Here is a 22,386-nt window from a genome sequence, read left to right as displayed (position 1 = left end):
TTCTCCGCGTAGGCGATCGACCCGTCCGGGCGGTGATGGAACCAGTCCGGGTGCTTCTCCACCCACGGGTGGTCGGGGGAGCACTGGAGGGCGAAGTCCAGCGCGATCTCCAGGCCGTGCTCGGCGGCCTTCGCAACGAACGCGTCGAAGTCCTCCAGCGTCCCGAGGTCCGGGTGGACGGCGTCGTGCCCGCCCTCCTGCGACCCGATCGCCCAGGGCACGCCGACGTCCCACTCGTGGGCGGTCAGCGTGTTGTTGCGGCCCTTGCGGTGGTTGAGGCCGATCGGGTGAATCGGCGGAAGGTATACGACGTCGAAACCCATCGCGGCGACGGCCGGGAGCCGCTCGGCCGCCGTGCGGAAGGTCCCGCTGACCGGTGGCCCGTCCTGCGGGACCACGGCGCCCTCCGAGCGGGGGAAGAACTCGTACCAGGCGCCGTACAGGGCCCGTTCGCGTTCCACCAGCAGGGGCAGCGGTTCGGCGGGGCTGACCAGTTCGCGCAGCGGGTGGGCGTCCAGGGCCTCGGTCACCTCGGGGGCGAGGGCCGCGGCGAGCCGGGAGGCCACCGGGCGGTCCTCGTCGCGCAGCGCGGCCACGGCGGCCAGCACCGCGTCCCGGGCGGGGCCCGGCGGGACGTCCCCGGCGGCGCGTTCGTGCAGGCGGGCGCCCTCCTCCAGGACCGGTTCGGTGTCGATCCCGGCCGGGACCTTGATGCCCGCGGTGTGCCGCCAGGTGCCGATCGGGTCGCTCCACGCCTCCACGGTGAAGCTCCACCGGCCCGGGCGGTCGGGGGTCACGGTGGCGGCCCACAGGTCGGTGCCGGGGGCGACCTCGCGCATCGGCGTCCACGGTCCGGGGGTGCCGTCCGGGTCGGTCAGCACGACGTTCGCGGCGACGGCGTCGTGGCCCTCGCGGAACACGGTGGCGGTGACCTCGAAGCTCTCGCCGGTCACCGCCTTGGCGGGCCGCCGGCCGTCCGCGACGCGGGGGCGGACGTCCTCCACGGGGATGCGGCCCACGGTCGGCGCGAGGCCGCCGGTCGTCCGTGCGGCGTCTCCAGGAGCCCGGGTGCCGCCGGCCTTCCCCGCCTTCGCCTTTGCCTTGGCCGGGGGCTTCCCCTTGGCGGGGGCCTTCGCTTTGGCGGGCGTCTTGGCGCCGGCGGGGGCCCCGGCCTTGCTCCGGGTCTTGGCGCCGGAAGGGGCCTCCGCCTTCGTCGGGGCCTTCGCGTCGGCCGGTGTGCCGGTTCCGGTCGGCGCCTTGGCCTTGGCCTTGGCCCTGGTGGGAGCCTTCGCCCGGGCCGGAGCCCTGGCCTCGGGCGGAGCCTTCGCCTCGGCCGGAGGCCCTGCCTCGGTCGAGGTTCCGGCCTCCGGCGCAGCCGGGGGTGTGGCGCCACCGGCTCCCGGCGGACCCAGGGATCCGGCTCCGCCGGGGCCGGCGGGCGGCGCGGCGGGGCCGGCGTCCGCGGGGCCCGGGGACTCCGCTCCGCCGGGGTCGCCGGGATGGTGGGTGGCCCCGCCCTCCGCCGCGGCGTCCTCGGCGGGGGTGTGCTGCGGGGCGGGGTCCCCGGGCCGGGTCGCGCCCCCGGCGCGCGGGGGCGGGGTCTGCGCCGGGGCCGAGCCGTCGGCCGCGGGAGCCGCGCGGGGCGGCTGCGGCCGGGGGCGGGTCGCGGCGTCGGGTTCCTGGCGGGGGGCCGTCTGACGATGTGTGGCGGGCATGACCACTCCTCCGCGTCAACGTGGGTGGGCGGATGGGGAGATGCTGGACGGGTGGGGGGAGGTGGTTCCCGCGAGAGCCACCGAAAGGGGTACGGGGGAGCCTTCCCACCCTCTTCGGGTGAGCAATCCGGCGCTTTGTTAACTACTCATGGCCTTTCGGGAGCACAAGACCGGTCCTGTACCGGATGGAGACGAGACGGACTTGTACGCCGATCGTCGTATGCCCGTCCGCGCCCCGGCTATTTCACCCGCCTGCCCCGCGTTTCGCGCTCCGTGTGCCCCGGCGGCACGCCGGAGAACCGTGCGCCGTGGTTGATCCGCCGTCACGCGGATACCGTCAAGGGTGACGACGGGGACGCATTCATACGGATGTGTCCCCCCTTTCCGCACGCCCAGCCGAGGTGGAAACGTGAAGGCGATCCGTCGATTCACCGTCCGTCCCGTCCTCCCCCGACCCCTTCAGCCACTCAGCGACCTGGCGCGGAACCTGCGCTGGTCCTGGCACGCCGGGACCCGCGACCTGTTCCGGTCCGTCGACCCCGAACGCTGGGCGGCCTGCGGCGACGACCCGGTGCGGCTGCTGGGCAGCGTCCCGCCGGCCCGGCTCGCCGAGCTGGCCGAGGACGACGCGTTCCTCGCCCGGCTGAACGCCGCCGCCGAGGACCTCGCCGAGTACACCGGCGGTGGCCGCTGGTACCAGGAGCAGAACGGCGGGCTGCCCGCCGCCGTGGCCTACTTCTCGCCGGAGTTCGGCATCACCGCCGCCCTGCCGCAGTACTCCGGCGGTCTCGGCATCCTGGCCGGCGACCACCTGAAGGCCGCCAGCGACCTCGGGGTCCCGCTGATCGGCGTGGGACTCCTCTACCGGCACGGCTACTTCCGCCAGTCGCTCTCCCGCGACGGCTGGCAGCAGGAGCACTACCCGGTCCTCGACCCCCACGAGCTGCCCCTCGTCCCGCTCGCCCGGCCCGACGGCACCCCCGCCCACGTCTCGCTGGCCCTGCCGGGCGGCACCTCGCTGCGGGCCCGGATCTGGGTCGCCCAGGTGGGCCGGGTCCCGCTGCTGCTGCTCGACTCCGACGTCGAGGACAACGGGGCCGGCGAGCGCGGCGTCACCGACCGCCTGTACGGCGGGGGCAGCGAGCACCGGCTGCTGCAGGAGATGCTGCTGGGCATAGGAGGTGTCCGGGCGGTGCGCGCGTACTGCGAGCTCACCGGCCACCCGCAGCCCGAGGTGTTCCACACCAACGAGGGTCACGCCGGCTTCCTGGGCCTGGAGCGCATCCACGAACTGGTGCGGGAGGGGCTGGACTTCGACTCGGCCCTGGAGGCGGTCCGGGCCGGAACCGTCTTCACCACCCACACGCCCGTGCCGGCCGGCATCGACCGCTTCGACCGCAACCTGGTCGCCCGGCAGTTCGGGCCGGACGCCGAGCTGCCCGGGGTCGACGTTGACCGGGTGCTCCGGCTCGGCGCCGAGACCTACCCCGGCGGAGACCCGGGCGTCTTCAACATGGCGGTGATGGGCCTGCGGCTCGCCCAGCGGGCCAACGGCGTCTCCGTCCTCCACGGCAGCGTCAGCCGGGAGATGTTCGCCGGGCTCTGGCCCGGCTTCGACCCCGAGGAGGTGCCGATCACCTCCGTCACCAACGGCGTCCACGCGCCGACCTGGGTCGCCCCCGAGGTCCTGCGGCTCGGTGCGCGCGGCGTCGGGGAGCGGCGGGCCGAGGAGGTGCTGAGCGTCGGCGGCTCCGAACGGTGGGACGCCGTCGCGGACATCTCCGACGAGGAGATCTGGCAGCTCCGGCGGTCCCTGCGCGGGCAGCTGGTCGACGAGGTGCGGCGGCGGCTGCGCGACTCCTGGCGCCAGCGCGGCGCGGGCGACGCGGAACTCGGCTGGATCGACGGGGTGCTCGACCCCGAGGTGCTGACCATCGGCTTCGCCCGCCGGGTGCCGTCCTACAAGCGGCTCACGCTGATGCTGCGCGACCAGGAACGCCTGCGCTCGCTGCTGCTCCACCCCGAACGGCCCGTGCAGCTCGTGGTGGCCGGCAAGGCCCACCCGGCCGACGAGAGCGGCAAGCGGCTGATCCAGGAACTGGTGCGGTTCGCGGACGACCCGCGGGTGCGGCACCGGATCGTCTTCCTGCCCGACTACGGCATGGGCATGGCGCAGAAGCTCTACCCGGGCTGCGACATCTGGCTGAACAACCCGCTCCGCCCGCTGGAGGCGTGCGGCACCAGCGGGATGAAGTCGGCGCTCAACGGCGGGCTCAACCTGTCGGTGCTGGACGGCTGGTGGGACGAGTGGTACCAGCCCGACTTCGGCTGGGCGATCCCCACCGCCGACGGCACCGGCACGGGCCCCGAGCGGCGGGACGACCTGGAGGCCGCCGCCCTCTACGACCTGCTGGAGCGCCGGGTCACCCCGCGCTTCTACGAGAAGGGCGGCGACAGCGGGCTGCCGGACCGGTGGATCGAGATGGTCCGGCACACCCTGACCCACCTGGGCCCGAAGGTGCTCGCGGGCCGGATGGTGCGGGAGTACGTGGAGCGGCTGTACGCGCCGGCGGCCCGGTCGCACCGGGCCATGACGGCCGACGCGGCGACCGAACTGGCCTCCTGGAAGGCCCGGGTGCGCGGCGGCTGGCCCGCCGTGCGGGTCGGCCACGTGGAGACCTCGTCCGCGGCGACCACCGCGGAACTGGGCGCCACGCTGACCCTGCGGGTGCGGGTCGGGCTCGGCGGCCTCGCCCCGGAGGACGTGGAGGTCCAGGCCGCGGCGGGCCGGGTCGACGCCGAGGACCGGCTCACCGCCCCCACGACGGTCCCGCTGAAGCCCGCCTCCACCAGCCCGGACACCGAGGGCAACTGGGTCTACGAGGGCCCGCTGACCCTGGACCGGACGGGGCCCTTCGGCTACACCGTGCGGGTGCTGCCCGCGCACCGGCTGCTGGCCTCCGGCGCGGAGCTCGGGCTCGTGGCGCTCCCCGCGGAGGAGATGGTCGAGGCGGCCGGGGTGCTGATGCGCTGACGCTCCGGGTACGCCGGCGGGGGCCGCTCACGGCCCCCGCCGGCGCCTCAGAACTCCTGCGGCGGGTCCGCGAGGCGGCGCAGCACCACCCCGCAGCGCCTGGCGTAGGCGTGCTGGAAGCCGCGCACGGCCGGGCCGCCCGCCTTCGCGTACCACTTGGCGGGACGGGAGAACGCGGTGACCGTGAGCCAGACCGTGCCGTCACCCGTGCGGGTGACCACGAAGGCCTCCTCGCCGGACTCGGGGTGCCCGGGGAGCGTCCCGTACGCCCATCCGACGCGGCGCGGCTCGTCCGCCGTCCACACCACCCGGCAGGGGGCCTTGACGATGCCGGCCAGGGTCACCGTGACGTCCACGCCGGGCGCGGCCCGCTCGGCGGAGGCGGTGATCCCCACGCCCATCTCGCGGTGCATCCGCCAGGTGGTCAACGCCTCGGCGGCACGGCGGAAGACGTCCTCGCCCTCGCCGATGCGGGTGCGTTCGTGCACGGAGTGGTAGCCGGGCGGACAGGGGACGCCGCCGTCGCGTGTGGCGCCGACGTCCTCGTAGGTGAAGGACATGAGGCCCAAGACTAAGCGGCACCCGGGGGCATATGCCCGCCGGGTGCCGGTCAATCGTTCGAGAATTCACCCGTGTGCGAGGGTCACTTGACGTTGACGGCGGCCCAGGCCGCGTTCACCGCGTTGTACTCGGCGCTGCCGGAGCCGTACAGGGACGTGGCGGCGTTGAGCGTGGCGGTGCGGGCGCCCGCGTACTTGGTGGTGGAGGTCATGTACGTGGTGAGCGCCTTGTACCAGATCTGGAGCGCCTTGGCGCGGCCGATGCCGGCGACCGCGGCGCCGTTGTAGGTCGGCGAGCTGTAGCTCACGCCGTTGATCGTCTTCGCGCCGCTGCCCTCGGAGAGCAGGTAGAAGAAGTGGTTGGCCGGGCCGGACGAGTAGTGCACGTCCACGCTGTTGGTGGTGGTGGACCAGTAGTCCTGGGACTTGCCGTCCTTGCTCGGCCTGTCCATGTGGCGCAGCGGCGTGCCGTTGCCGTTGATGTCGATCTTCTCGCCGATGAGGTAGTCGCCCACGTCGGTGGAGTTGGCGGCGTAGAACTCGGTGCCGGTGGCGAGGATGTCGGAGGTGGCCTCGTTGAGGCCGCCGGACTCGCCGCTGTAGTTGAGGCGGGCGGTGACCGAGGTGACGCCGTGGGTCATCTCGTGCGCGGCCACGTCGAGCGAGGTCAGCGGGTGGGTGTTGCCCGCGCCGTCGCCGTAGGTCATGCAGAAGCAGGAGTCCTGCCAGAAGGCGTTGACGTAGGCGTTGCCGTAGTGGACCCGCGAGTAGGCGGCCTTGCCGTCGTTCTTGATGCCGCTGCGGTTGAAGGTGCTCTTGTAGAAGTCCCAGGTCTTCTGGGCGCCGTAGGCGGCGTCGGCGGCGGCCGTCTGGTCGGAGGAGGAGCTGGAGGCGGCGCCGGTGCCCCAGATGTCGTCCGCGTCCGTGAAGAGGGTGCCGGTGCCCGAGGTGCCGCGGGCCAGGTTGTACGTCTTGTGGCCGCCGCGGGTGGAGTCGGTGAGCTGGTACGTGGAGCCGGAGAGCGTGGTGTTCAGCGTGACGCTGCCGGAGTACATCGTCCGGCCGGTGCCGGTGTGCACGCCCTGGTACTCGTAGATCTTCTCGCCGGTGGCGGCGTCGGTGATCACGTGCAGCTCGTTGGGGGTGCCGTCGGACTGGAACCCGCCGACCACGGTCTCGTAGGCCAGCCGGGGCTCGCCGTCGGCGGCCCAGACCACCTTGCGCGGGGCGTGCTCCACGGCGGTCCTCTCGGAGCCGGAGGCCTCGGAGGCGGACAGCGCCTGCTTCTCGGCCTTGCCGGCGGTGACCTCGGCCGACAGGTCGGCCTTGATCTCCGCCTTGGTGGCCTTGGTGACGCCCTTCCGCTCGCCGGAGGGCGAGGTGTGCACGACCAGATCGCCGCCGAGCACGGGGAGGCCCTGGTAGGTGCGCTCGTAGCGGGTGTGCAGGGTGCCGTCGCCGTCCTGGACCACGTCGCGGACGACCAGCTTCTCCGAGGACGCCAGGCCTATCGCCTTCGCGGTGTCCGCCGTGCGGCCCTCGGCCGCCTTGAGCAGGGCGGTGCGGGCGGCGGGGGAGAGCTGCACCGGCATCGCGGCGGGGGCGGCGGCGGCCTGCGCGGCGGCCGAGGCGGCGGAGTCCTCGGGGGCACCGGTGGCGGTGCCGCCGGTGATCAGCAGGGAGCCTGCGGCGAGCGCCGTGGCGACGGCCAGCGCGGTGCGCCGGTGACGCGTGTAGAGAGCGGACACGCGATCTCCTCGTGTGGGGGCCGGGACCGGCGTGGTCGCGTCGGTCCGGGGAGCGGCGGGGGAGGGGGTGCTGGTGGTGCCGGTGCGGCCGGGCCGCGGTGGAACTGTGGCACCGGCATCACCTTGATGTCATGACCACGACGACAGGTTGACCGGAAACCGGCAGGTGGGTGAAGGGCCGGGGTGGGCGGGGCGGGTCGGGGGGCGGCAAAGCGGCGGCCAAGAGCGGCCCGGTCGCGCGTAAAGGCGGGTCAAAGTCGCGGTGCGCGTCGCCTGTACGCCCCTTGGGGCGCAGGGATCGCCCGGGGGGAGGGGGTCATGGCTCGGTAAACCGGCCCGGCGGGCGCGGGCGGGGCGAGGCGCCGGAGGTGCTTGGCCGAAAAGCGCCGCAACCCGGGGTCCCGCCGGAGGGGTGGTGGCGGGGACGGAGGGCGAGGAGGCGGGGGATACTGGCCGGCATGCGTGTCGACTTCGCTCCCGAGTCCCTGGAACCCGGCGCCTTCTACCGGCTGTTGACGGCGGTGGTGGTGCCGCGGCCGATCGCCTGGGTCTCCACGCTGTCCGCCGGGGGCGTGGCCAACCTGGCGCCGCACAGCTTCTGCACGGTGGCCTCGACGGATCCGCCGGTCGTCCAGTTCACCTCGGTCGGCGTCAAGGACACGCTGCGGAACGTGCTCGCCACCGGGGAGTTCGTGGTCAACTTCGCCGCGGAGGGGCAGTTCGCGGCGGTCAACGACACGGCCACCGACTTCCCGCCGGGGGTGGGGGAGTTCGAGGCGGTGGGGATCGCCCCGGAGCCCTCCGCGACGGTGGCGCCGCCGCGGGTGGCGGGCTCCCCGGTGGCGATCGAGTGCGGGCTCTACGACACGACGGCCATCGGCGACTGCACGGTGGTTTTCGGCCGCGTGCGGCATGTGGCGGTCGCGGAGGAGGCGCTGGACGAGCACGGGCACCCGCAGCTGAGCCGCCTGCGGCCGCTGTCCCGCCTCGGCGGGAACGAGTGGGGCGCGACCACGGTCGTCCACGACCGGCGGAGGATCCGGTACGAGGACTGGACCGGCGGGGAGCGGACCGAGGGCTGACCCCGCGCGCCGGCCGCGCGGGCCGGCCACCCGGGAGCGGAGGCGGTACGCGCACCAGGCCGTTGGCGGTGCGTGCGGGGCTCCCGTCCCGCGGTTCGGGGCGTCGCAGGGGGGCCGGGGTCAGGGGGTGGGGGTGCCGTGCCAGGTGCGCCAGAGGGAGGCGTATTCGCCGCCCGCGGCGACGAGTTCGTCGTGCGGGCCCAGTTCGGTGAGGCGGCCGTCGCGCATCACGGCGACCCGGTCCGCGTCGTGGGCCGTGTGCAGGCGGTGGGCGATCGCGATCACCGTGCGCCCCTCCAGCACCGCCGCCAGCGCCCGCTCCGCGTGCCTTGCCGTCGCCGGGTCGAGCAGCGCGGTGGCCTCGTCGAGGACCAGGGTGTGCGGGTCGGCCAGCACCACCCGGGCCAGCGCGAGCTGCTGCGCCTGCGGACCGGACGCCCGGTACGCGTCCCCGCCCAGCACCGTGTCCAGCCCGTCCGGCAGCGCGGACACCCACTCCGCGCCCACCGACCGCAGCGCCGCCCACAACTCGGCGTCCGACGCCTCCGGTTCCGCGATCAGCAGGTTGTCCCGCACGGTGCCCAGGAAGACGTGGTGCTCCTGGGTGACCAGCACGACCTGCCGCCTCAGCCGCTCCGGGGCCAGCGACACCACCGGGACCCCGCCCACCGTCACCGAACCCGCCGTGGGAGCGTCGATCCCGGCGACCAGCCGGCTGAGCGTGGTCCTGCCCGCCCCGGACGGCCCCACGACCGCCAGCCGCTCACCGGGGCGCACCACCAGGTCGACCCCGCCGAGCACCTCCGGCCCGCCCGGGTAGGCGTACCGGGCGCCCCGCACCTCGATCCGGTCGTCCTCCGGCTCCGCGGAGAGCTCCTCGCCGTTGCTCATCGGCGCCCGCGCCAGGCCCTCCACCCGGGCGAACGAGGCGCCGCCGGACTGGAGTTGATCCACGTGGCTGAGCACCTCGTCCAGCGGCGCCTCGATCTGCCGCATGTAGAAGGCGGCCGTCAGCACCGTCCCCAGGGTCACCGCGCCCCGCAGGTGCAGCCACCCGCCCACCAGCAGCACGGTGATCAGCGGCAGGCTGTACGCGATCTCCACCGCCGGGAAGTACACGTTGCGCAGCAGCAGGGTCCGCATCCGGGCGGCGCGGGCGACCGTCAGCGCCTCCCGCCCCGCGCGAAGGCGCGCGTCGCCCAGCCGGAACGCCTCGACGGTGCGGGCGCCGGTCGAGGTGGCGGACAGGATCTCCGCCACGCCGGAGTCCGCCGCGCCCTGGGCCAGGTAGGCGGCGGGCGCCCGGCGCAGGTACCAGCGGGTGGCGAGGTGGGCGGCGACCAGGCCGGTCAGCGCGCAGCCGCCGAGCAGCGGGTCGGTGGCCACCGCGGCGCCCAGCAGGAACAGCAGTTGCGCCGAGGCGATCACGATCTGCGGCCCGGAGTCGCGCAGGGTGGTGCCCACGGCCGCCACGTCCGCCGTTCCCCGGGTGGCGAGGTCGCCGGTGCCGGCCCGCTCCACCACGGAGGCCGGCAGGGCGAGACACCGGTCGACGAAGGTCTCCCGCACGCGGGCCAGCGTCCGCTCACCCATCCGGTGCGCGGCGTACCGGGCCCAGCGGGAGAGCAGCAACTGCACCACCGCCGCGGCCACGATGGCGAGGGCCAGCCGGTCGACGACCGCCACCCCGGCCCCCGCCCGGACCTCGTCGACGATCCGCCCCAGCAGCCACGGGGCGGCCAGACCGGCCAGCGCCGCCGCGGAGTTGAGCGCCACGACGCCGGCGAAGGAACGCCGGTCCTGCCGGATCAGCCGGGCCGCCGCCCTGCGGACGTCCGCGGGCCCGGCCACGGGAAGGGCGTGCGCCTCGGCGGGAGCACCTTCCAAGGGCGTGGTGGTCATCGGGCCATCTCCTCGCTCCCGGCCGGGCCCCCGCTCCCGGGCCGCTCCCCGGCGCCGGCCTGCCCGCCGGACTCGCGGGCGACCAGGGAACGGTAGCGGGGCTCGGTGGTGAGCAGCGTCCGGTGCGGGCCGGAGGCCACCACCCGGCCGCCGTCCAGGAGGTGGACCACGTCGGCGCGGTCGAGCAGCAGCGGCGAGGTGGAGGTGACCACCGTGGTCCGGCCGGCGCGGGCGGCGCGCAGCCGCTCGGCCACCAGGTTCTCGGTGTGGGCGTCGAGCGCCGAGGTGGGCTCGGCGAGCAGCAGCACCTCGGGGTCGGCGGCCAGGGCCCGGGCCAGCCGGATCCGCTGGCGCTGGCCGCCGGACAGGTTGCGGCCCTGGGCGTCGATCCGGGAGTCCAGCCCGTCCGGCAGCCCGCGCACCACGTCCTCGGCGGCGGCCGTCCTCAGGGCGCCGGAGAGCGCCTCGTCCGTGTCCGGCCCGGCGCCCCCGGCGAGCAGCGCGCGCAGCGGTCCGGTGAACAGGTCGGCCTCCGACTCGGCGACCAGGATCCGCTCCCGCACCCGCGGCAGGGCGATCGCGTCCAGGCGCACGCCGCCCCAGGTGGCGGTGGTGGCGGTGTAGCCGCCCAGCCGGTCCAGGACCTCCACGCCGTCGGCCGGGTCGGCACAGGCCAGCGCGGTCAGCGCACCGGGCCGCACGGTGACGCCGGAGTCGGGGTCGTGCAGGACGGCCGGTCCGCCGGGCGCGTCCAGTGCCTCGGACGGGGGCGGCCCGGAGTCGGGCTCCAGCCCGAGGAAGGCCACCACCCGCCGGGCGGCGACCACGCCGCGGCTGAGCAGCTGGGTCCCCTCCACCAGGAAGAACACCGGGTAGATCAGGGCGAGCACGTAGCCGTACACGGACACCAGCTGGCCGACCGTGATCTCGCCGAGGGCGGCGGGCCGGGCGGCGGACCACACCACCGCGGCCAGCAGCACGGCGGGCAGGCCCAGGGCGAGGGACTGCATCCAGCTGGTGACCGCGCCCACCCGGAATCCCTGCTCCCGCAGCCGTGCCGAGTCCTGGCGGAAGGCGTCCGCGAACAGCCCCTTGCCGCCGAGTCCGTTGAGCACCCGCAGGCCGCCCGCCAGGTCGCCGATCCGCGCGGTGAGGGCGTTCTGCCGTTCCCGGTAGACCGTCTCCGCCGACTGGAGGCGGGCGGTCAGCGGGCCCAGCAGGAGGGCCAGCGCCGGCACCCCGAGGAGCGCGACCACCGCGGGGAGCGGGGCGACCGAGAACAGCAGGGCGGCCACCAGCAGGTAGGAGACGATCGCGCCGACGCCCGGCCCGACGACGGTCAGCGCCCCGGCGATGGTCTGCACGTCGCCCACGCCGATGGTCATGACCTCCCCGGCCGAGACCCGGCGCGACAGGGCCGGGCCCAGACGCACCGACTGGGCCAGGATCACGCGCACGGTGCGGAAGTTGGCGTCCATCCGGACCTTGGTCATGGTGCGGTGCCGCACCAGGCTGACGCCGGCCCCGGCCACGGCGGCGCCGAACAGCGCCGCCGTCCAGCCGAGCAGGGCGCCGGTGTCGCCCTTCGCCAGGCCGTCGTCGACGGCGCGGGCGAGCAGGTAGGGGGAGACCGCGAAGAGGCCCATCCAGAGGATCGACCAGAGCGCGCCCGCGGCCGACCGCCCCGGCTGGCGGGCCACCAGCCACCACAGGTACCGGACCCCGCCGCGCAGGTCCGGGGTGCCCGGATCCCCGTCCACGTCGACGCCGCGGCCCGGCAGCCACCTCACGCGAGGCTGTCCCGCCAGGCGCGGTGCAGGTCGGCGAACCGGCCCTCGCCGCCGATGAGTCCGGCGGGCGAGCCGTCCTCGACGATCCGGCCCTTCTCCATCACCAGGACCCGGTCGGCGATCTCCACGGTGGACAGCCGGTGCGCGATGACCACCGCCGTCCGGCCCTTGAGCACCGTCGACATGGCCCGCTGCACGGCCTGTTCGCCGGGCACGTCCAGCGAACTCGTCGCCTCGTCGAGGATCAGCACCGCCGGGTCGGCCAGCAGGGCGCGCGCGAACGCGACGAGCTGGCGCTGTCCGGCGGAGATCCGGCCGCCGCGCTTGCGGACGTCGGTGTCGTAGCCGTCGGGCAGCGCGGCGATGAAGTCGTGCGCCCCGATGGCCCTGGCGGCCCGTTCGACCTCCTCGCGGGTGGCGTCGGGCCGGCCGATGGCGATGTTCTCCGCGACCGTGCCGGAGAACAGGAACGCCTCCTGGGTGACCATGACCACCCCGCGCCGCAGGTCCGCGTTGGCCAGGTCGCGCAGGTCGACGCCGTCCAGCAGGACCCGCCCGTCGGACGGGTCGTAGAACCGGGCCAGCAGCTTGGCCAGCGTGGACTTGCCCGCGCCGGTGGAACCGACCACGGCGACGGTCTGCCCGGCGGGCAGCGTCAGGTCGAAGCGGGGCAGCACCTCCCCGCCGGTGCGGTAGGCGAAGCGCACGCCGTCGAAGACCACCTCGCGGCCCGGGCGGCCGTCCTCCGTGGGCGGCAGTTCGCGCGGGGCGACCGGCTCCGGGACGGCCGGGACCTGCGCCAGCAGACCGGCGATCTTCTCCAGCGAGGCGGCGGCGGACTGGTACGAGTTGAGGAACATGCCCAGCCGGTCGATCGGGTCGTACAGCCGGCGCAGGTAGAGCACCGCGGCGGCCAGCACGCCCAGCGCCAGCGAGGAGTCCGCCACCCGGTAGGCGCCCCACAGCACGATGCCGGCGACCGTGACGTTGGCGACCAGCCGGGAGCCCACCACGTAGCAGGCCATCTCCAGCAGGGCGTCGCCGTTGGTCCGCTCGTGGCGCTTGTTGAGCGGGGCGAACTCGGCGTCGTTGGCGTCCTCCCGGCGGAAGGCGCGGACCGGGCGGATGCCGTTCATGGTCTCGGTGAACTTCACGATCACCGCGGCGATCGCCGTGGACCGCTCCCGGTAGATGCGGCCGGCCCGGTTCTGGTAGGCGCGGACCAGCAGCGCCAGCGGCAGGAAGGAGGCGACCGCCACCGCGCCCAGGCCGAGGTCGAGCCAGAGCAGCAGGGCCGAGATGTAGACGAAGGAGACGACCACCGAGATCAGCTCCTGCAGCCCCTCGCTGAGCAGTTCGCGCAGCGACTCCACGTCGGTGGTGGAACGGGAGATCAGGCGTCCCGAGGTGTACCGCTCGTGGAAGTCGACGCTGAGCGCCTGCGCGTGGCGGAAGATCCGGCCCCGCAGGTCCAGCAGCGCGTCCTGGTTGACCCGGGCGGAGCTGGTGATGAAGGCGTACTCCAGCACACCGCCCGCGGTCGCGGCCAGCAGGTAGCCCACCGCGACCGCCAGCAGCGGCCCGTGGTCGGCGGCCCGGAAGGCGGGCACCGCCGTGTCGATCGCGTACGCCACCAGCAGCGGCCCGGCCTGCACGGCGGCCTGCTGGAGCAGCAGGAGGACCGCGGCCAGCGCCACCCGGGCGCGCAGCGGGGCGAGCAGCGACCGGAGCAGCGCCAGGGTGGCGCCGCGCGGGGCGGGCAGGACGTCCCGGTCGAAGGCGTCGCGGCCGTCGGTCTCCGCCGGCTCCGCGCCCGGCCGCTCGGCGGCCTCCCCGCGGTTCCGCTTCCTCTCGTCGCGCTGCTGCGCGGTGGGAGCCGTCATCGGCGGGCCTCCTCGGGCTCCAGGGCGCCGGACATCAGCCAGGCGTATTCGGCGTTGGTGCGCAGCAGTTCGTGGTGGTCGCCCACGGCGGCGATCCGGCCGCCGGAGAGCAACGCCACCCGGTCGGCGAGCAGGACGGTGGACGGGCGGTGGGCGACGATCAGGGCGGTGGTGTCGGCGAGCACCTCGCGCAGGGCCGCCTCAACGGCGGCCTCGGTGTGCACGTCGAGCGCCGACAGCGGGTCGTCGAGGACCAGGAAGTCGGGCCGGCCGACGACCGCGCGGGCCAGCGCCAGGCGCTGCCGCTGGCCCCCGGAGAGGCTCAGGCCCTGCTCGCCGACCTGCGTGTCCACGCCCTGCGGGAGGGCGTGCACGAACTGGGCCTGGGCCACCGCGAGGGCGCGCTCCAGGTCCTCCGGGCCGGGCCGCCCGGCGGCGCCCATCAGGACGTTCTCGCCGACGGTGGCGGAGAACAGGGTGGGGTCCTCGAAGGCGACGGCCACCCGGGAGCGCAGTTCCTCGCGCGGCATGGTGGTGATGTCGACGCCGTCCAGCGTGATCCGGCCCTCGGTGACCTCGTGGAGCCGGGGCACCAGGGAGGTCAGGGTGGTCTTCCCGGAGCCGGTGACGCCCACCAGCGCCAGCGACTCGCCGGGCCGTACGTGCAGGTCGACGCCGTCCAGCACCGGCGGGGCGTCCTCGGGGGCGTCGGGGAAGCGGAACCGGACGCCCTCCAGGCGCAGTCCGCCGTGCTCCTTCACCGTGAGGGCGGCCTTCGGGGCCGCGGCCGGGCCGGCCGCGGCCTGCGACTCGGGCTCGGTGTCCAGCACCTCGAAGTAGCGGGCGGTGGCGGTGGCCGCCTCCTGGCTCATCGCGAGCAGGAAGCCGATCGAGTCCACCGGCCAGCGCAGCGCGAGGGCGGTGGAGAGGAAGGCCACCAGGGTGCCCGCGGAGAGCGTGCCGTCGGCCACCCGCATGGTGCCGAGGACCAGGCAGGCGGCGATGGCCAGCTCGGGCAGGGCCACGATGACGGTCATGATGGCGCCCAGCAGCCGCGCCTTGCGCAGCTCGGTGCCGCGGAGCCGGCGGGTCAGTTCCCGGAAGGCCTCGGCCTGGCTGCGGTGGCGGCCGAAGCCCTTGATGACCCGGATGCCGAGGACGCTCTCCTCCACCAGGGTCGTCACGTCGCCCACCTGGTCCTGCGCCGTGCGGGAGGCCTCGGAGAAGCGCTTCTCGAAGATCGAGCAGACGACGATCACGGGGATCACCGGGACGAGGACCACGAGCCCCAGCGCCGGGTCCATCACCAGCATCACGATGACGCCGACCAGGATCGTCACCCCGTTGACCAGCAGGAAGGTCAGCGGGAAGGCGAGGAACATGCGGATGATCATCAGATCGGTGGTGGCCCGGGAGAGCAGCTGCCCGGAGGCCCAGCGGTCGTGGAAGGCGATCGGCAGCCGCTGGAGCCGGCGGTAGAGCGCCTCGCGCATGCCGGCCTCCACGCCGGACAGCGGGCGGGCCACCATCCAGCGGCGCAGGCCGAACAGCAGGGCCTCGGCGAGGCCGAGCAGCAGCACCCACAGCGCGCCCAGCCAGACCCCCGCCGTGTCGCCGTCCGCGATGGGGCCGTCGACCAGCCACTTGAGGACCAGCGGGATGACCAGGCTGATCAGCGAGGCGAGGATCGCCACGACGGCGGCGCCGCCCAGGCGCGCCCGGACGGGCCGGACGAACGGCCACAGACGGAGGAGGGTCTGGACGGCTGGGGAACGCTCGGCGGCGGTGGTCCTGGGCATCAGCAGCGAGCCTAGGCTTTGATGCTGACATCGCCCACCGATTTTTCCGGCGGCACGGGGGGCGCCGGAGGCGTCGGGGGCGTCCTTCGGAGGCACGGGAGGCGTGCTCGTGCCGCACGGTGCTGCCCTCCCCCCGGTCCGCCCCCTTCCCGAGGGGCCGGGCGGCGTGGGCGGACGGCGGCCGCGCGGCAGGGCGACGACCACCGGCCGCGGCCCCCGGCGGGGCGGGGCCGGGACCTCGCTACCGCACCCGCAGGAGCAGCACGGTGCGGGGCGGGACCTGGACGGTGTCGCCCGCCGCGTGCCAGGCGGCGGGCTCCCGCTCCTGGTCCTCGAGGCCGGTGTCGACCACCACCTCGTAGCGGTCGGCCCAGGGGCGGCCGGGGAGGGTGAAGGCGACGGGGCGGTGGTCGGCGTGGAGGACCACCAGGAAGCTGTCGTCCACGACGGGCGCCCCGCGCTCGTCGCGTCCGGGGATGTCCCGCCCGGACAGGTACATGCCCAGCGTGGCGGTGGGCGTGAACCAGTCCGCCTCGGTCATCTCGGCGCCGTCCGGGGTGAACCAGGCCAGGTCGCGCAGCCCGTCCGCGCCCTGGGAGCGGCCGGAGAAGAAGGCGCGCCGGCGCAGCACCGGGTGCCGGTGGCGCAGTGCGACCAGCCGTGAGGTCAGCTCGGACAGCTGCCGCCAGCCGGGCTCCTCCAACAGCGACCAGTCCACCCAGCCGATCTCGTTGTCCTGGCAGTACGCGTTGTTGTTGCCGCCCTGGGTCCGCCCCATCTCGTCCCCGGCGACCAGCATCGGCACGCCGGTGGAGAGCAGGAGGGTGGTCAGCAGGTTCCGCAGCTGGCGGCGGCGCAGCGCGTTGACCCCGGCGTCGTCCGTCTCGCCCTCGGCGCCGCAGTTCCAGGACCGGTTGTCGCCGGTTCCGTCGCGGTTGCCCTCGCCGTTGGCCTCGTTGTGCTTGTGGTGGTACGAGACCAGGTCGCGCAGGGTGAAACCGTCGTGGGCGGTGACGAAGTTGACCGAGGCGTAGGGCCGCCGGCCGCCCCAGGCGTACAGGTCGCTGGAGCCGGAGAGGCGGTAGCCGAGGTCCCGGACGTCGGGCAGCGCGCCCCGCCAGTAGTCGCGCACGGCGTCCCGGTAGCGGTCGTTCCACTCCGTCCACAGGGGCGGGAACGCCCCCACCTGGTAGCCGCCCGAGCCCACGTCCCACGGCTCGGCGATCAGCTTCACCCGGCGCAGCACCGGGTCCTGGGCGATCACCGCGAGGAACGGCGAGAGCATGTCGACGTCGTGCATGGAGCGGGCCAGCGCGGCCGCCAGGTCGAAGCGGAAGCCGTCCACGCCCATCTCGGTCACCCAGTAGCGCAGCGAGTCCGTGATCAGCCGCAGCACCTGCGGGCGCACCACGTGCAGGGTGTTGCCGCAGCCGGTGTAGTCGGCGTAGCGGCGGGCGTCGCCCTGGAGGCGGTAGTAGCCGCGGTTGTCGATGCCCTTGAGGGACAGGGTCGGGCCGAACTCCCCGGCCTCGGCCGTGTGGTTGTAGACGACGTCGAGGATCACCTCGATGCCCGCCGCGTGCAGGGCGCGCACCATCCGCTTGAACTCGCCGACCTGCTCGCCGCCGGTGCCGGTGGCCGCGTAGGCGGCGTGCGGGGCGAAGTAGCCGATGGAGTTGTAGCCCCAGTAGTTGGTCAGGCCCCGGCGCAGCAGGTGGTCCTCGTGGGCGAACTGGTGCACCGGCAGCAGTTCCACGGCCGTCACGCCGAGCCGGGTCAGGTGCTCGACGGCCGCGGGGTGGGCGAGGCCCGCGTAGGTGCCGCGCAGTTCCTCGGGCACGCCGGGGTGGCGCATGGTGAAGCCGCGGACGTGGAGTTCGTAGATGACCGAGTCGGCCCAGGGGGTCTTGGGCCGGCGGTCGTCCGCCCAGTCGTCGTCGTCGTGGACGACCACGCCCTTGGGCACGTACGGCGCGGAGTCCCGGTCGTCGCGCACGGTGTCCGCGACCTGTTGGTCCGGCCAGTCGCGGACGTGCCCGTAGACCTCGGGCGGCAGGGCGAACTCGCCGTCCACGGCCCGCGCGTAAGGGTCCAGGAGGAGCTTGGCGGGGTTCCAGCGGGCGCCGGTCCACGGGTCCCAGCGGCCGTGCACCCGGAAGCCGTAGCGCCGGCCGGGCCGGATCCCGGGCACGAAGCCGTGCCAGATCTCGTGGGTCAGCTCGCTCAGGGGCAGCCGCCGTTCGGTGCCGTCGGCCTCGAAGAGGCAGAGCTCCACCGCCTCGGCGCCGCCCGCCCAGAGGGCGAAGTTGGTGCCGGCGACCCCGTCGGGACCCACCCGGTAGCGGGCGCCCAGCGGGGTGGACGACCCCGGCCACACGGGGGGCGCGGGCGCCGTGACGCGCGCGGCCTTGCGCAGCGCGACGGCCGCGAGGGCGTCGTGGTCCGCGTCGGCGGCGTGCTGGTCCGCCACCGCCTCCTGCTCGGCTGCGCTCGACACCGGTCCGCCTCCCGCGGTTCGTGGGGCGACAACGGGCGAGGGGGCGCGGCCGTACCGGCGCGGCCACCCCGGCGCGTCGTCCTACCCCGGGTTCATGCCCACCCCGGGCCTCCCGCTCACGTACCCGGAGGGCGCGCCGACGGCAACGCTCCGGAAATTTTCGTCCCCTGACAGGTTTGGAACCGAAGTTGGGACGAAACGGTGACCTTTCCGGCCGGGGGAGAGGCATGATCCTGCCCTTACGATTCGTCATGGCGCGCGTGACGCGCCGGGAGGGGGTCTGACCAGGCCCGATGAGGGGAAGAGGGGGAGCACACGTGAACGTGTGGCCGACAAGGGGAACGACGACCGGGCGGCGCTCCGGGGGACGGCGTGGCGGCGCCGCGGCCCTGCTGGCGAGCCTGACGCTGGTCGCCGTCACGGCCTGCGGCGGCGGGGGCGGAACGGACGCCAAGGGCGGGAGCACCGGCGGCACCGGCGGGGGCGCCGCGACGGCCGCCCCGGCCGCCCGGCAGTCCGAGGCGGTCGTGACGATCAGCCCGGAGGACGGCGCGAAGGACGTGAGGACGACCGGCGCCCTCAAGGTCGTCGCCGAGAAGGGCAAGCTGACCAAGGTCGAGGTCGAGGACGACGACGGCACGAAGATCGAGGGCGACATCTCCCCGGACGGCGCCGCCTGGGTTCCCGCGAGCCACCTCGCCTCCGGCGCCAAGTACCACGTGCACGCCGAGGCCAAGGACGCCGACGGCCGGGTCGCGGTGAAGGACACCAGCTTCACCACGCTGACGCCCGCCAACACCTTCATCGGCCACTTCACCCCGGAGGACGGCTCCACCGTCGGCGTGGGCATGCCGTTCTCGATCCGCTTCACCCGCGGCATCACCGAGCCCGACGCGGTGGAGAAGGCGATCCGCATCAAGACCGACCCGCCGGTCGAGGTCGCCGGCCACTGGTTCGGCAACGACCGCCTGGACTTCCGCCCCGAGGAGTACTGGAAGGCCGGCACCAAGGTCACCGTCACCCTCAACCTGGACGGCGTCGAGGGCCGCCCGGGCGTCTACGGCAGCCAGGCCAAGACGGTCTCCTTCACGATCGGCCGCGCCCAGGTCTCCACCGTGGACGCCAAGAAGCTGACCATGAAGGTCGTGCGCGACGGCAAGCTGGTCAAGACCATCCCGGTCACCACCGGAGCCCCCGGCTCCGAGACCTGGAACGGCAAGATGGTCATCAGCGAGAAGTACCGGGTGACCCGGATGAACGGCGACACCGTCGGCTACGAGGGCGAGTACGACATCGAGGACGTGCCCCACGCCATGCGGCTGAGCACCACCGGCACCTTCATCCACGGCAACTACTGGGGCGGCGACGCCTTCGGCAACTACAACGCCAGCCACGGCTGCATCGGCCTGCGCGACACCCGCGGCGGCTGGGACAAGTCGGCGCCGGGCGCCTGGTTCTTCACCAACTCGCTGATCGGCGACGTGGTCGAGGTCAAGAACAGCAACGACGCGGTGGTCGCCCCGGACAACGGCCTCAACGGCTGGAACATGTCCTGGGAGGACTGGAAGAAGTAGAGCAGAGCCGCGGAGCGTCGGGCGGCGGCAGGGCCCTTCGGGTCTCCCGCTCCCGGCCTCCGATGCTTCACGGCCGGCCCGGTGTGACACAGCGCACCGGGCCGGCCCGCGCGTTCGGGCCGTAACCTGCTGCGCATGACCGTTCATCTCGAAGTCGCCGAAGGCGTCGGCACGATCCGGCTCGACCGCCCGCCCATGAACGCCCTGGACATCGCGACCCAGGACCGCATCAAGGAACTCGCCGAGGAGATCACCGGGCGCGACGACGTCCGCGCCGTGGTCGTGTACGGCGGGGAGAAGGTGTTCGCGGCCGGCGCGGACATCAAGGAGATGCGGGCCATGGACCACGCGGCGATGGTCGCCCGGGGCCGGGGCCTCCAGGACTCCTTCACCGCGGTCGCCCGGATCCCCAAGCCGGTCGTCGCCGCGATCACCGGCTACGCGCTGGGCGGCGGCTGCGAGCTGGCGCTGTGCGCGGACTACCGCATCGCCGCCGACGACGCCAAGCTGGGCCAGCCCGAGATCCTCCTCGGCCTGATCCCCGGCGCCGGAGGCACCCAGCGCCTGTCCCGCCTGATCGGCCCCTCCCGCGCCAAGGACCTGATCTTCACCGGCCGCCACGTGCGGGCCGACGAGGCGCTGAGCCTGGGCCTGGTGGACCGCGTCGTCCCGGCCGCCGACGTCTACACCGAGGCCCACGCCTGGGCCGCCAAGCTGGCCCAGGGGCCGGCCATCGCGCTGCGCGCCGCCAAGGAGTCGGTGGACGCGGGCCTGGAGACCGACCTGGACACCGGCCTGGCCATCGAGCGCAACTGGTTCGCCGGGCTGTTCGCCACGGAGGACCGGGAGCGGGGCATGAAGTCCTTCGTCGAGGAGGGCCCGGGCAGGGCCAAGTTCCTGTAGGCACGCACCTCCTGCGGCAGGACCCGCGGAGGGGGCGCTTCCGGTGCTTCGCGTGCTGCCGGCAACGGCCGGCGCTTCCGGTGCTGCCGGGCCCGGCCGGAATCACCCCCTCCGTCACCTTCCTCCGTAAAAGCTCTGACCAGGGCTCATGCATGCCCCTTTGGCATATGTCACCCGAACGAACGGAATCGATCGCTCCGGTGTGCGGATTCCTGCGGAACCGCCCCCGAGGCGCCCTTCCGGCCGCCATGATGGGGGCATGGCGGGGCTGGAGGGCATCGAACAGTCGAGGGGACCTGGCGGCGTCCCCCTGACGCGCTGGTCGCCTGCGGTCGAGGACGAACGCGCCCTCGCCGCCCTCGCGGCGTACGGCAACCCGGCGGAGACCGAGGTCGTCCTGCCGGCCTGCCCCGAGAGCTGCGGCACCGCGCGGCGCCTGGTGCAGGTCGTCGTCCTGCGCCACTGGGCGCTCGGCCCCAAGCTGGCCGAGGACTGCACGCTGCTCATCTCGGAACTCGAGGGCAACGCCGTCCGGCACACCGGCGCCGGGCAGTTCGGGCTGCGGATGAGGCGCCGCCGCGGCTGGATCCGCCTGGAGCTGCGCGACCCGTCCCGCGCCCTGCCCTGCCTGCTGCCGGTGCAGCCGACGGACGAGAGCGGCCGGGGCCTCTACCTGGTCGACCGCATGGCGGACCGGTGGGGCGTCGACCTGCTGCCGCGCGGCAAGCGCACCTGGTTCGAGATGCGGGTCTCCGACCGGGTCTAGCGCTCCGACCGCACGCGGACCGACCGGCCAGGAAGGGCTGCCGGCCTCGGCCGTCGGGAAGCGCGTGCCGGTGATCGCTGCGGAGGAGGGCCGCCACTCGCCCCGTTGGGCGGGGCTGGCAACGGGGTTCACGTACGTGCGGGGCCGGGCCTGTGGCAGGCCCGGCCCCGCACTCGTGCCGTTGGTGCGCGGCGGCTGGTCAGGCCGCCCACACCCCCGAGTTCGCCGATGTCGAGCCGAAGTCGAAGTAGAAGCGGGTGCCGTCCCGGACGTCCGTCGCGACCACGGTCCACTGGCCGGCCGGAGCGGTTTTGAAGGACGACTGGCAGGACGTGCCGCCCGAGCTCGGCAGGAAGCACACCGCGATGCTGGTCGTGGTGTTGGGCTTGATGTTGATGTCGCTGCAGTTGCCGGTGGTCGTGAGGTACGCACCGCCCTGCGGGTACCAGCGGTTGCCCGCGGGCTTGGAGTAGGACTTCGCGCTCCCGTAGCAGGACAGCGCGCCGAACTCGCCCGCCGACGCGGCCGACGCGGCCGGCGCGACGGCCAGCGCGCCGCCGACGAGCACGGCGGAGAACAGACATGCGGTCATGGTCTTGCGTAAGCTCACGTGTTTCCCCTTGGTAGCGAGCCGGGTTCCCCCAGTGGTCCCCCTGACGGCCGCAGCACGAGCGGCCTCACGGATCCGACCGTTCGTACCGACACCACGGGATGTTCCTGGGCCGCGGGGGCGGTGCACAGGGCAGAACCGGTCATGTCGTGCACTCGACACATTTCCCCTGATGCTCCGGAGGCTCACCCGTCCCACTGCCGAGAGCGGTGAGCGACGGTACGGCGAGCGGTCGTCCGCCCGGCGGACGCCTCTCCCGCCGCGGTTGCGGGCACGTTCCTCGCGTTCGGCGGCCAGGACGTCGCGGTGGCGCGGTCGTCACCGGGATGCCTCCGTTCGGCCCGGTCCGAGCCTGGGTAGGCGGGTTTCCGAGCGGTCCTGCCGCGTCGGCGGCGACACCCCGGTCCGGGATGTGGTGGCAGGACCTGGGGGAGGGGACGGTCGCCGCTCTGCGGACCCATGCGGCCCGATAATCTGACCTCCGTCAATCAGGCAGAGACGCAGGCGTCACCATGGACGTGGA

The 22,386-nt window shown here is 74.3% G+C and carries 14 protein-coding genes; 5 read left to right on the top strand and 9 right to left on the bottom strand.

Going from position 1 to position 22,386, the window contains the following annotated elements:
* Positions 1-1,715 (bottom strand): maltotransferase domain-containing protein (locus tag ABZ836_RS20405; protein ID WP_361144038.1); only part of this gene is annotated, 1,715 nt, incomplete at its 3' end.
* 409 nt (positions 1,716-2,124) lie between these two features.
* Here ABZ836_RS20405 and ABZ836_RS20400 point away from each other — a divergent pair.
* The gene (locus tag ABZ836_RS20400) at positions 2,125-4,749 is read left to right on the top strand and encodes a glycosyltransferase family 1 protein (protein ID WP_356136869.1); all 2,625 of its coding nucleotides are present in this window, start codon (positions 2,125-2,127) and stop codon (positions 4,747-4,749) included.
* A 47-nt stretch (positions 4,750-4,796) separates the two neighbouring features.
* Here ABZ836_RS20400 and ABZ836_RS20395 read toward each other — a convergent pair whose 3' ends face one another.
* Complete coding sequence (locus ABZ836_RS20395; protein ID WP_356136871.1) at positions 4,797-5,309, bottom strand: DUF1990 domain-containing protein; 513 nt, start codon at positions 5,307-5,309, stop codon at positions 4,797-4,799.
* A gap of 83 nt (positions 5,310-5,392) precedes the next feature.
* A complete protein-coding gene (locus ABZ836_RS20390) occupies positions 5,393-7,057 on the bottom strand; it encodes a M4 family metallopeptidase (protein WP_361144034.1) in 1,665 nt (554 codons plus the stop codon).
* A 458-nt stretch (positions 7,058-7,515) separates the two neighbouring features.
* Here ABZ836_RS20390 and ABZ836_RS20385 point away from each other — a divergent pair, with 458 nt between their 5' ends.
* Positions 7,516-8,139 (top strand): flavin reductase family protein, encoded by a 624-nt coding sequence (locus ABZ836_RS20385; protein WP_361144032.1) that lies wholly within the window; start codon positions 7,516-7,518, stop codon positions 8,137-8,139.
* Positions 8,140-8,259: 120 nt separating this feature from the next.
* Here the strand turns inward: ABZ836_RS20385 and ABZ836_RS20380 are convergent, their stop codons facing one another.
* The 5 genes from ABZ836_RS20380 to glgX form a co-directional block, all read right to left on the bottom strand.
* Entirely contained in the window at positions 8,260-10,041 is a 1,782-nt protein-coding gene (locus ABZ836_RS20380) for an ABC transporter ATP-binding protein (protein WP_361144030.1), read from the bottom strand.
* The gene (locus tag ABZ836_RS20375) at positions 10,038-11,687 is read right to left on the bottom strand and encodes an ABC transporter ATP-binding protein (protein ID WP_361144055.1); all 1,650 of its coding nucleotides are present in this window, start codon (positions 11,685-11,687) and stop codon (positions 10,038-10,040) included. Before ABZ836_RS20375 ends, ABZ836_RS20380 begins: the two co-directional genes overlap by 4 nt.
* A gap of 140 nt (positions 11,688-11,827) precedes the next feature.
* Positions 11,828-13,714: an ABC transporter ATP-binding protein gene (locus ABZ836_RS20370; protein ID WP_361144027.1), complete on the bottom strand. Its 1,887-nt coding sequence runs from the start codon at positions 13,712-13,714 to the stop codon at positions 11,828-11,830.
* The gene (locus ABZ836_RS20365; protein ID WP_361144024.1) at positions 13,711-15,513 is read right to left on the bottom strand and encodes an ABC transporter ATP-binding protein; all 1,803 of its coding nucleotides are present in this window, start codon (positions 15,511-15,513) and stop codon (positions 13,711-13,713) included. Before ABZ836_RS20365 ends, ABZ836_RS20370 begins: the two co-directional genes overlap by 4 nt.
* A 241-nt stretch (positions 15,514-15,754) precedes the next feature.
* Positions 15,755-18,010 carry a glycogen debranching protein GlgX gene (gene glgX, locus ABZ836_RS20360; protein WP_356136883.1) on the bottom strand — a complete coding sequence of 752 codons (2,256 nt, stop codon included), beginning with the start codon at positions 18,008-18,010 and terminating at the stop codon, positions 15,755-15,757.
* Between the two features lie 317 nt (positions 18,011-18,327).
* Here glgX and ABZ836_RS20355 point away from each other — a divergent pair, with 317 nt between their 5' ends.
* The 3 genes from ABZ836_RS20355 (at position 18,328) to ABZ836_RS20345 (ending at position 21,253) form a co-directional block, all read left to right on the top strand.
* Positions 18,328-19,584, top strand: coding sequence for an Ig-like domain-containing protein (locus ABZ836_RS20355; protein WP_356136885.1), 1,257 nt, complete (start codon positions 18,328-18,330; stop codon positions 19,582-19,584).
* A 135-nt stretch (positions 19,585-19,719) separates the two neighbouring features.
* Positions 19,720-20,487 (top strand): enoyl-CoA hydratase-related protein, encoded by a 768-nt coding sequence (locus tag ABZ836_RS20350; RefSeq protein ID WP_356136887.1) that lies wholly within the window; start codon positions 19,720-19,722, stop codon positions 20,485-20,487.
* 259 nt (positions 20,488-20,746) lie between these two features.
* Complete coding sequence (locus tag ABZ836_RS20345; RefSeq protein WP_356136888.1) at positions 20,747-21,253, top strand: ATP-binding protein; 507 nt, start codon at positions 20,747-20,749, stop codon at positions 21,251-21,253.
* A gap of 199 nt (positions 21,254-21,452) precedes the next feature.
* Here the strand turns inward: ABZ836_RS20345 and ABZ836_RS20340 are convergent, their stop codons facing one another.
* A complete protein-coding gene (locus tag ABZ836_RS20340; protein ID WP_361144019.1) occupies positions 21,453-21,863 on the bottom strand; it encodes a hypothetical protein in 411 nt (136 codons plus the stop codon).
* Positions 21,864-22,386 lie beyond the last annotated feature (523 nt).

The organism is Streptomyces sp. NPDC047130 (genome assembly GCF_040643475.1).
Classification (GTDB): Bacteria; Actinomycetota; Actinomycetes; order Streptomycetales; family Streptomycetaceae; genus Streptomyces.
The sequence above is the reverse complement of the archived record's forward strand: the minus strand, read 5'-3'. Positions and strand labels throughout refer to the sequence as shown.